This is a genomic window from Nocardia sp. NPDC004278 (assembly GCF_053602975.1).
This window is the reverse complement of the sequence record NZ_JBSGEQ010000016.1, coordinates 178986-189366: the sequence shown is the minus strand read 5'-3', so window position 1 is coordinate 189366 and position 10381 is coordinate 178986. Positions and strand designations below refer to the sequence as shown.

The 10381-nt window shown below is 66.8% G+C and carries 12 protein-coding genes and 1 pseudogene; 4 read left to right on the top strand and 9 right to left on the bottom strand.

Translation table 11 applies throughout. The features are described 5' to 3' along the window. Positions 1-109: 109 nt before the first annotated feature. From tatB to sigE, 4 genes are all read right to left on the bottom strand, one after another. Positions 110-526, bottom strand: a complete 417-nt coding sequence (tatB, locus tag ACWEO2_RS24680) for a Sec-independent protein translocase protein TatB (RefSeq protein ID WP_452407454.1) — start codon at positions 524-526, stop codon at positions 110-112. A 55-nt stretch (positions 527-581) separates the two neighbouring features. Next, positions 582-2183: a trypsin-like peptidase domain-containing protein gene (locus ACWEO2_RS24675; protein ID WP_452407453.1), complete on the bottom strand. Its 1602-nt coding sequence runs from the start codon at positions 2181-2183 to the stop codon at positions 582-584. Between the two features lie 10 nt (positions 2184-2193). Beyond that, positions 2194-2580 (bottom strand): hypothetical protein, encoded by a 387-nt coding sequence (locus tag ACWEO2_RS24670; RefSeq protein ID WP_354961980.1) that lies wholly within the window; start codon positions 2578-2580, stop codon positions 2194-2196. Positions 2581-2666: 86 nt separating this feature from the next. Next, complete coding sequence (sigE, locus tag ACWEO2_RS24665; RefSeq protein ID WP_452407452.1) at positions 2667-3401, bottom strand: RNA polymerase sigma factor SigE; 735 nt, start codon at positions 3399-3401, stop codon at positions 2667-2669. A gap of 303 nt (positions 3402-3704) precedes the next feature. Here sigE and ACWEO2_RS24660 point away from each other — a divergent pair, with 303 nt between their 5' ends. From ACWEO2_RS24660 to ACWEO2_RS24650, 3 genes are all read left to right on the top strand, one after another. Then, the gene (locus ACWEO2_RS24660) at positions 3705-4337 is read left to right on the top strand and encodes a class I SAM-dependent methyltransferase (RefSeq protein ID WP_433731992.1); all 633 of its coding nucleotides are present in this window, start codon (positions 3705-3707) and stop codon (positions 4335-4337) included. A gap of 121 nt (positions 4338-4458) precedes the next feature. Beyond that, the gene (locus tag ACWEO2_RS24655; protein ID WP_452407451.1) at positions 4459-4716 is read left to right on the top strand and encodes a hypothetical protein; all 258 of its coding nucleotides are present in this window, start codon (positions 4459-4461) and stop codon (positions 4714-4716) included. 85 nt (positions 4717-4801) lie between these two features. Continuing rightward, entirely contained in the window at positions 4802-5005 is a 204-nt protein-coding gene (locus ACWEO2_RS24650; RefSeq protein WP_452407450.1) for a hypothetical protein, read from the top strand. Positions 5006-5011: 6 nt separating this feature from the next. Here ACWEO2_RS24650 and glgC read toward each other — a convergent pair whose 3' ends face one another. Beyond that, complete coding sequence (glgC, locus tag ACWEO2_RS24645) at positions 5012-6226, bottom strand: glucose-1-phosphate adenylyltransferase (RefSeq protein ID WP_452407449.1); 1215 nt, start codon at positions 6224-6226, stop codon at positions 5012-5014. A 125-nt stretch (positions 6227-6351) separates the two neighbouring features. On the opposite strand from glgC, the gene glgA reads away from it, so the two are divergent. Then, complete coding sequence (gene glgA, locus ACWEO2_RS24640; RefSeq protein ID WP_452407466.1) at positions 6352-7521, top strand: glycogen synthase; 1170 nt, start codon at positions 6352-6354, stop codon at positions 7519-7521. A 19-nt stretch (positions 7522-7540) separates the two neighbouring features. On the opposite strand, the gene ACWEO2_RS24635 is transcribed toward glgA, so the two are convergent. From ACWEO2_RS24635 to ACWEO2_RS24620, 4 genes and pseudogenes are all read right to left on the bottom strand, one after another. After that, positions 7541-8365 carry a putative RNA methyltransferase gene (locus ACWEO2_RS24635; RefSeq protein ID WP_452407448.1) on the bottom strand — a complete coding sequence of 275 codons (825 nt, stop codon included), beginning with the start codon at positions 8363-8365 and terminating at the stop codon, positions 7541-7543. 16 nt (positions 8366-8381) lie between these two features. After that, a complete protein-coding gene (locus ACWEO2_RS24630; RefSeq protein WP_011211259.1) occupies positions 8382-8549 on the bottom strand; it encodes a DUF3117 domain-containing protein in 168 nt (55 codons plus the stop codon). A 212-nt stretch (positions 8550-8761) separates the two neighbouring features. Further along, positions 8762-9343 carry a DNA-3-methyladenine glycosylase I gene (locus ACWEO2_RS24625; RefSeq protein WP_452407447.1) on the bottom strand — a complete coding sequence of 194 codons (582 nt, stop codon included), beginning with the start codon at positions 9341-9343 and terminating at the stop codon, positions 8762-8764. Between the two features lie 575 nt (positions 9344-9918). Continuing rightward, positions 9919-10203 (bottom strand): annotated as a pseudogene (locus ACWEO2_RS24620) (DivIVA domain-containing protein); the annotation flags it as partial. Positions 10204-10381 lie beyond the last annotated feature (178 nt).

The window sequence follows — 10381 nt, the reverse complement described above, 5'->3', positions numbered from 1 at the left end:
TCGTCGAAGCGCATGCGACGAAGTCGCGAGTCTCGACGGCTCGGACGCGAGACACCAGGGGGCCGCGAACACGCAGCGCCGCAGGCGCTGCAAATCAAACACAGCCAAATTAGGTCGCGTCGGTGTCGATCGGCGGACGTTCGTTGCGCTCCAACGGCTTTTCGAGCTTGGGCATCGGGTAGTCCGGCATGCCGCTGTTGGAGCCGAGCAGGTCCTGCTTATCCGGGATCGCCTTCTCGAAATCCCGGAAAACCGAATCGTCGCCATTCAGAAGGTGTTTGGTGACCATCTGACGAGGCGACATCTGGCGCAGCTCGTTCAGGTCCGCCAGCGGCTTACGCAGATCCTCGAACTCCGGGCCCAGTTCCTGCTGCAACTGCTGGGTCGCACCGCTGGCGTAGTCGCGAACCTTGCGCAGGCTCTGCGTGGTCCAGCGAATCGCCCCGGGCAGTCGCTCCGGGCCGAGGATCACGAGGGCGGCGACGAGGAGGATGACCATCTCGCCCCAGCTGATGTTGCTGAACACGAATCCAGGCTACCTGGGCATAGTTCCCCGGGCCGCGTCGGATTCCCGCGCGCGCTCAGTCCGATTCCAGCGTGACCGGCACGTCCACCTGCCTGCCATCGCGGATCAACTGCACGTTCACCGTCTCACCGATCTTGCGCTGCTGTACCGCGACCACCAGCTCATCGGGTCCGGTCACCTCACGGTCACCGATCTTGACGATGACGTCGTTCTCCACGATCCCGGCCTTGGCCGCCGGACCGCCGGCTTCCACGTCGGCGACGGCGGCGCCGCTCATCACCTCGTTGGCCACCTGCTTGTTGCGGGCGCTGAGGCCGATCTTGGGATGGTGCACCTGTCCGTCGTGGATCAGCGTCTGCGCGATGGAGGTCACCATATCGACCGGAATCGCGAAGCCGAGGCCGACCGAACCGCCGGTCTCACTGCGGATCGCGGTATTGATGCCGATGACCCGGCCCTCCATATCGACCAGCGCGCCACCGGAGTTGCCCGGATTGATCGAGGCATCGGTCTGCACCGCGTCGATGACGGCCTTGGTATCGCTGCCCTCACCGGAGAGCGCGACCGGGCGGTGCAGCGCGCTGACGATGCCGGAGGTGACGGTCTTGCTCAGGCCGAGCGGTGAACCGATGGCCAGCACGTCGTCACCCACCTGGACGTCCTGGGACCTGCCCAGATTGGCGACAGTGAGATTCTTCACATCGACCTTCAGCACCGCGAGATCAGTCTTCGGATCGCGTCCGACGATATGCGCGGGCACCCGGCTGCTGTCGGAGAATGTCACCTGAATCGCTGCCCGGTTCGACTTGTCCTGTGCCGCCATCGAAATCACGTGATTGTTGGTCGCGATATAACCCGCGCCGTCGATGACCACACCGGAACCGGTCGCACCGTTATCGCCGACCGTGACCCGGATCGACACCACCGCGGGCAGTACCGCATTGGCGACCTTGGCGATCAGGCCGTGCGGGCGTTCGATTTCGCTGGATTGGTCCAAGGTGACCTTGCGCGAGGTCAACGGGGAGGTCGCCTCCGCGGTCAACCTGCCGACCAAGCCGCCGAGTGCGCCGATGGCCAGTGCGATAACGGCCAGCAGGACCAGCGCCTTGGGCGCCACCCGGGAGCCGAACAGCACCTCCCTGGCCGAAAGCTGCCGCGCCTGCGGCAGCGGTGCGGGCCGCGGCGTCGGCACGGCGGGCGCGCCGAGGCGGGCGGCGGCATCGGGATCGCGCCACGGATCGCCCGGACCGGCGACCGGCGCGGACTGATCGGCGGCCTCCGGATCACGCTGCAGCAGTTCGGTGGAGCCCGCCGGACGTCCGAAGGCCTCGGCCAGTACGGCATCGGGTGGGCTGCTGTGCAGTTCCGGGCCGACCTGCGGGGGCTGCGAACCGGATCCGGCCGTCGGCTGCTCGGAGAACGAACCGGTCTGGCCGGAGGGGCGGCGGAACGCGCGCGCCGTGTGACCGTCCACATGCGGCCGGTAGACCGGACGCGGTTCGAGTACCGGGGCGTCGGACGGCCGCAGGGGGCTGGCAGTCGGCGAAGCCGACGGGGTGGATGAACCCGGCGTCCCCCTGTTGGCCGCCGAATCGGTGGAGTCGCCTGCGGTGGGCCGCGATTCCGACGGCCCGGAATTCGTCGATTCGGTGGTCACTCGGAAAACTCTACTTGCGCCACCACGTCGTCCACCGGGTCGCGGTGAACGAATCGGTCAGAAAACCGAAAACCGCCTCGTTGCGGGGGTTGCCGTTGGTCGGGCGCGAGGTCGCGCTCGAAGCGCCGCCGGGGAGTTCGGCGAGTGGAATGCGGGTGAGGCTGTCGTGCAGATCGGTGGGAATCGAGACCTGACCGGCCCGGCGCAGCGCGATCCGCGCCTGCTGCTGTGCCTCGACCTCCGCCGCGCACTCCGGGCAGACGGAAAGGTGCTGGGCGGCACGCAGATAGGCATTCATCCGTAGTTCGCCGTCCACATAGGCCGCGATCGCCTCGCTGGCCAGATGTTCGGTAGGACGAAAACGGGGACGACCTGACGTGCTGGCGTCGCCACTCATTCGGTGCTCACCCTTCCAACCGACATCATCCGTAGCGCACGACCGGACGGATATCCGGCCGCCGGGTGGGGCCGGCTCCCGCCGGATCACCCGATGTTCGCGTCAGCGGTGAACCGCTGCTCACTTCCATTATGCGCAAGGTAGTCGCGCAATGCCTGACGGCCGCGGTGGATCCGGCTACGCACGGTGCCGAGTTTGACACCGAGGGTCGCGCCGATCTCCTCATAGGACAGACCCTCGATATCACAGAGCACGACCGCGGCACGGAATTCCGGGGCCAGCGAATCCAGTGCGGATTGCAGGTCCGGATCCAGCCGGGCGTCGTGGTAGGCCTGTTCCGGGCTCGGCCCGTCGGCGGGCACCCGGTCGTAATCCTCGGGCAGTGCCTCCATCCGGATCCGGTTGCGACGGCGCACCATATCCAGGAACAGGTTCGTGGTGATGCGGTGCAGCCAGCCCTCGAAGGTGCCCGGCTGATAATTCGACAGCGAGCGGAACACCCGGATGAAGGTTTCCTGGGTCAGATCATCAGCGTCCTGCGCGTCACCGGAAAGGCGGTAGGCCAACCGGTACACCCGGTCGGCATGTTCGCGAACCAATTCGTCCCAGGATGGCATCGTCGAACGGTCGCCCGTCGCATCGAAGGCCGCGGTGCCGGTCAGTTCGACATCGGTGGCATCGTCGTTCATATCGGCCTCCATCGGCACGGCATGCGCTGGCAGGATGGCGAACTCGAGCGCCGCCCCGGCATGAGCTGGCAGGGAGCCAGCTTGCGAAACCTCGGAGGCAACCGGGAGCGCCGAAAATGACCCTCTATCCATGTGGACGGTGATACCTCCTACTCGGGACCGTGTTGCGGACCTGATAGCGATCCGGATCTCGGATCGCCACGTACGGATACAACCGACGGACGGTATGTCGTTGTTCCCGCGTCCCCGCACCGGGCGGTCGGCTGGTCTTGCTTGCCCATACTCTTTCTTGCCTCGATATGCCGGGGATATGGAGATCCTGAGGGACACCTGAGAATCTGTGCCTGCCCCCCGCCTATGAATTAATCGTGCAAGCCCCGGATAACGCTTCACTGATGAGCCAAACTTGCGACTTCGTGCCCTAGCCTCATAGGCGTGGCATCGAATCTGGAGCGAAATCTCTCCTACGTGGAGGAATCCGTCGTGGAAGACGAGGTCCTCATCGGCGCGCGTGAGCGGGCCACCGAACTCGGTGCGGTACCCGTACCACCCTCGGTCGGCGCACTGCTGAGCATGTATGCCCAGCTCCTCGGTGCACGAGCGGTGGTCGAGGTGGGGACGGGCGCGGGGATCAGCGGGCTGTGGCTACTGGATGGCATGCGCGAGGACGGGACCCTGACCACCATCGATTCCGAGCCGGAGCATCAGCGCGCGGCCAAGGAGGCGTTCCGCACCGCGGAGATCCCGCCCGCGCGCACCCGGCTGATCAACGGCCGTGCCCTCGATGTGCTGCCCAGGCTCGCCGACGGCGCCTATGACCTGGTCTTCATCGATGCGGCCCCGCTCGAGCATCCGCAATACGTCGCCCAGGCGGTACGGCTGTTGCGCGCGGGCGGTGCGATCCTGCTGCACAACGCCCTGCTCGGCGGCCGGGTTCCGGATCCGGCGCAGCGCGATCCGGCGACCCAGGCGGTGCGCGCAGCCACTCGCGCGATCGCCGAGGACCCCGAACTCACCAGCGTGCTGATCCCGGTCGGCGACGGTCTGCTCTGCGCGTCGCGCGGCTAGTAACCGACCGGCTACCGATAAATGCTGCGCGCGTGGGGATTTCGTTCGCCGCACGCTGATTCCGCCGCCGTACGACGGGTATCCGTATTGATGCCAGGTTCGACGACGGCAAGGTACGCCCATGGTGTGGGAGCGCGGATCCGAGATCCTCGAAATCGGCCATATCGGCCACACGATCAATGAGGGACGATTACGCGGTGGCTGTCTACTGCCCGCACTCGGCTTTCTGATTTTCATCATGGTGCTCGCCGTAGTGGTGCTGGTGTGGATCAGCAATGCCGATTTCGGCTCCGAACGGACAAAAGTCCCGCTAACTCCGGGGCCCTGCGAACCGTTCTGCACGGCCACCGTCGCACCGCCGCAACCCGGCCCCCGATAGCCGTCGAGAATTGCTGCGCAAAACCTCCGCCGACTGGGTATCAAGTAGGGGGATGTCCCGGTGTGGGCACCGGGGAGAGGTTCGGATGTTCGGCAACGACGACGATTATGGACAGCCGCGCCCGATCAACTGGGGTCGGGCCGCGATTTTTCTCGTTCTCGTGCTCGGACTCGCGGTGATTCTGATGCTGTTGGTAGTCACCGCCGATTTCGGTGATAAGTCGCCGTCGACGACCGTGCCGAAAACTCCCGGGCCGTGCGCGCCTTTCTGCCCGACGAATGCCCGGTAGCCGGTACTAGACCCACACGCCCTTGCCGACAGTGACCACGCCGCCGTTGCTGACCGCGAAGCGATCCCGATCCCGGTCCAGATCGACGCCGATGATCTCGCCCTCGCCGACGACGACGTTCTTGTCCAGAATCGCGCGGCGCACCACCGCGCCGCGCCCGATCCGCACCCCCGGCATGAGCACGCTGCCCTCGACGGTCGCGCCGTCATCGACCATGACATTGGAGCTGAGCACCGAATTGCGCACGGTCGCGGCCGAGAGAATGCAGCCGGCGCCGACCACGCATTCCTGTGCGAGCCCGCCCTGCGCGAATTTGGCGGGCGGCAGATTCTCCGCCGCGCCGCGGATGGGCCAGTGCTTGTTGTAGAGGTTGAAGACCGGATGCACCGAGACGAGGTCCATATGGGCCTCGTAGAAGGCGTCGATGGTGCCGACGTCGCGCCAGTAACCGCGGTCGCGTTCGGTCGCGCCGGGCACCTCATTGTCGGCGAAGTCGTATACCGCGGCCTCACCCGCCGCCACCAGCGCGGGGATGATGTCGCCGCCCATATCGTGATCGGAATCGGAGTTGTCGGAGTCGGCACGAATCGAATCCACCAGCACCTTGGTGGTGAAGACGTAGTTGCCCATCGAAGCGAAGGTGACGTTCGGATCGTCCGGTGTGCCCGGCGGATGCGCAGGCTTCTCCAGGAATTGGGTGATCCGCCCGGACTCGTCGGAGTCGATGCAGCCGAATGCGCTCGCCTGGCTGCGCGGCACCCGGATACCGGCGACGGTGACGCCAGCACCGGAGTTGATGTGGTGCTGGACCATCTGCTCCGGATCCATCCGGTACACGTGATCGGCGCCGAAGACCACGATGTAGTCCGGATCCTCGTCGTAGATCAGGTTCAGCGATTGCATGATCGCGTCGGCGCTGCCGGTGTACCAGCGCGGACCGAGGCGCTGCTGCGCGGGCACCGGCGTGATGTACTCCCCGGCGAAACCCGACAGCCGCCAGGTCTGCGAGATGTGCCGGTCCAGCGAATGCGACTTGTACTGGGTGAGCACGCACAGGCGCAGATAGCCCGCATTGACCAGATTGCTGAGTACGAAGTCGATCAGACGGTAGGCGCCGCCGAAGGGGACGGCTGGCTTGGCTCGATCCGCGGTAAGTGGGAACAGGCGCTTGCCCTCGCCACCGGCGAGCACGATCCCGAGTACGTGCGGCTGGCTCCTCACATCTGCCAAACTACCGCGCCACCCGGGTACAGGTGGCCCATGCCAAAGTGAACGTCTAGTTTGAAGCAGTGAGTTTCGGCACGGGCGGCGAGGGTGCGGGGACGGTAGCCGGTGATCCCGACCGGCTGAGTGTGGCGATGTTGACACGGGAATTTCCCCCCGAGGTGTACGGCGGGGCGGGCGTGCACGTCACCCAGTTGGCTGCGCAGTTGCGGCAGCTGTGTGAGGTGACGGTGCATTGCATGGGGGTGCCGCGTACGGATGCCGTAGTGCACCAGCCGGATCCGAATCTCTACGCCGCCAATGCCGCGCTGCAGATGATGTCGGCCCAGCTGCGGATGGCCGATGCCGCGGGTCAGGTGGATGTGGTGCACTCGCATACCTGGTACACCGGGCTGGCCGGACATCTCGCCGCGACGCTCTATGGGATCCCGCATGTCCTCACGGCGCATTCGCTGGAGCCACGGCGGCCGTGGAAGGCCGAACAGCTCGGCGGCGGCTACCGCCTGTCGTCGTGGTCGGAGCGCAATGCGGTGGAATACGCGGACGCGATCATCGCGGTGAGCGAGGGCATGCGCCACGATGTGCTCGACGCCTATCCGACGATCGATCCGGACCGGGTCCACGTGGTGCACAACGGCATCGACGCGACCGTCTGGCATCCGGGACCGCCGCTCGTGGGTTCCCGGTGGATTCTGAGCGAATTGGGTGTGCGCGCCGATCAGCCGATCGTGGCCTTCGTCGGTCGCATCACCCGGCAGAAGGGGGTCGGGCATCTGCTCGCCGCGGCCCGCGACTTCGATCCGGAGATCCAGTTGGTGCTGTGCGCGGGCGCGCCGGATACCCGCGAGCTGGAGGCCGAGATTTCCGCGGCGGTCGCCGAACTCAGCAGCGTGCGCGGCAATGTGTTCTGGGTGCGCGAGATGCTGCCGACCGAGCAGATCCGCCAGATCCTGGCCGCCGCAACGGTCTTCATCTGCCCCTCGGTCTACGAGCCGCTCGGCATCGTGAATCTGGAGGCGATGGCGTGCGCGACCGCGGTGGTCGCCTCGGATGTCGGCGGCATTCCCGAGGTGGTGGCGGACGGGCAGACGGGTCGCCTGGTGCACTACGACGGGAATGCAGTGCGGCAGTACGAACAGGATCTGGCCGCGGCCGTCAATGCCGTCGCCGGTGATCCGGTGCGCGCCGCCGAATTCGGCGCGGCCGGACGCCACCGCGCCATCGCCGAATTCGACTGGCTCCGGATCGCATCCCGAACCGTCGCGATCTACGACCAGGTCCGCAAGCTCTGACCCGGCCGATCGCTGGCGCTCATGGGTGGGGCCGGTAGGTCGAGATCTGGACCGAGGCGGTGACCTCGACGGCGTCCGGGAGGGCATCGACGTGCTGGGTCCCGTGATGGGCGGATGGACCCATCGCCACCACATCGCGGATATCGGTGCGGGAGAGCTTCATCGGGTACTCGACGAGCGTGCGGTCGACGGGGGCGAAGTGGCCGGACATGGCCTCGGTGAGGCGTCGTTCCTTATCCGGGTCGACCGTCACCATGCCGAGTGGGCCGATCAGTTCGGCCAGATGGCGTGGCGTCGGGGTGGCGACGACGAATCGGCCGTCGGCGGTGAGGGTCCTGGCGACCTCGCTCGGATTGCGCGGCGCGAATACCGACAGCACGCGGCGCAGCGCACCGTCGCGAACGGGTAGACCGCGCCAGGCGTCGGCGAGTACCGAGGCGGCACGCGGATGGGCGCGGGCGCAGCGTCTGGCCGCCGGTTTGGCCACGTCCAACGCGATCCCGCGGGCGGGGATGGCATCGAGCGCGGCGGCCAGGTAGTAGCCGGTCCCGGCACCGACCTCCAGTACCGCATCGTCATTGAGCACCGGGCCGGATGAGTCGTCGGCCGCGACGGCCGCGGCCACTGCGTCGGCGATCGGCGCGAAATGTCCCCCGAGCTGGAATGTGGCGCGCGCATCCAGCATCGCCGCGGTATCGCCGGTCATCTTCGTCGACGCGCCCGTCAACAGACTGACGTAACCCTGCTTGGCGATGTCGAAACTGTGCCCGGATCCGCAGCGCAGCGTCCGATCCCGCGACTCCATACCGGAGCCGCATTCCGGACAGGCCAGCAGACCGGCCACTTCAGCGAGTGGGGAATTAGCTGGTGACACTCTTCAGTTCGTCACCGAGCGCTGCCGCTTCATCCGGCGTGAGTTCAACGACCAGACGCCCGCCACCCTCGAGTGGAACCCGCATCACGATTCCACGCCCTTCCTTGGTTGCCTCGAGGGGACCGTCCCCGGTGCGGGGCTTCATGGCCGCCATCCTCTGCTCCCTCCAGATCTGCGCGATATCCTGCGCACTTTCTTGGAACTCCAGTTGTCACCAACCAGCGAGCTCACCGGCATTTGGCGAGCTACACCCGTCCCATTCTTCCCTATCGCCGGAGTGGACGGATACCTGAGTTCGAAATGTGACCGCTCGGCCGGTGTCGGGCCGCTCCGCGCCGACCATTTCGAGCGACCTGCGAGCAGTCGCTACCGGACCCAACAATCGGCCAGGTGGTCGTCGACCATTCCGGTCGCCTGCATCAGCGCATAGGCGGTGGTCGGACCGACGAAACGGAACCCGCGTTGCTTCAATTCTTTTGCCAGAGCTACGGATTCGGGAGTTGTCGCGGGTACCTCGGCGATTGTGCGCGGTCGTGGCCGAGGCGCCGGGGCGAAGGACCAGATCAGTTCGTCGAGTCCGATATCGAGGTCCGCGGCGACGCGCGCATTGGCGATCGCCGCATCGATTTTGGCCCGGTTGCGGACGATGCCGGGATCGGCGAGCAGCCGCGCCACATCGCCGTCACCGAAGGCGGCCACCCGGTCGATCGCGAACCCGGCAAACGCAGCACGGAAGGCCGGTCGCTTGCGCAGAATGGTGATCCACGCCAGACCCGATTGGAACGCCTCGAGACACATGCGCTCGAACATGGCGTCATCGCCGTGCAGCGGCTTACCCCATTCGTGGTCGTGATAGTCGCGGTAGAGCTGAGACCCCTCCGACCACGGGCAGCGGAGCTTGCCATCGGATTCGGCCGCCAGCGCGGCCCCAGCGATCTCGGCGGTCATTTCTGCTCCAGCCCGAACTGCACCTGCGGGTGGACAGCGGGTTGATTCGGCTGCGCAAAGGAAGCTTCCGGCCGAGCGATGGGTACCTGCGGCCGCGCAATCGGCACGCGCGGCTCGGTGGCCGCTGCCGGTTGCGGGGTGACCGGTGTGTACGCGTAGGCGATCGGCTCGGGTGGCTGGCCGGTCGGTGCCTGCGGTTGGGGGGCCGACGCGTGCGGCGGGGCAGGTGTGCCGTTGGGCGATGCGGTCGGCGGCTGTCGATGGGCGATCGCGCCGTGCGGTTGGCCGGTCGGTGTCGGTGAATGAGTGGTCGGAGTGCCCGACTGGGGGACCGGTGTGCGCCACTGGGCGGTCGGGCCGTGCGGTTGACCGGTCGGTGTCTGCGGTTGGGCGGATGGCGGCTGTGGCTGCGCGATGGTGCCGTTGGTCGGAGCGGGCGGCGTTTGCGGCTGGGCGTCGGGCTGGGTAGCAGGTGTATGCGGCTGTGCGGTCGGGCCGTTGGGGGTTGCCGGTGTCTGTGTGCTCGGCTGCGGGTTCGGAAGTTGGACGTTCGGCTGCTGGAGGTTCGGGCTCTGGGCGGCGCGCGCCTCGGCCAGTTGGAGCTGCAGCTCGTCGATTCTGGTCGCGAGTCGGGTCAGCGCCCAGTCCACTTCGCCTGCCTTATAACCGCGCACCACCTGCTGGAAGCGCAGTGCGCGCACATCGGCGCCGCTGATGCCCTCGGCGGGCAGAACGGTGGCGGTCGTGCCCTCGGGCAGCGGTCCGAGTTCCTCGGCGCGCCCGAATACCGCACTGGCGAGCAAGAACAGGACCGCGGCGACCAAGCCGACGATCAGCACGTACAACAGCAGCGTGAGCATGTCACGAGCTTATTGGCCGACACCGACACCTGGCATCCACCCACCCTGCGGAAATCGGACTTCGAATTGCCGGTGGCCAGCTGGCCGGGCGACCAAGTCCGCTTTCGCCTCGTAGATCCGAGTTGGCGCGCCGCGGCCCGAAGTCGGTGGGCGATCGGGTGCGCCGTCGCGTCGCGCC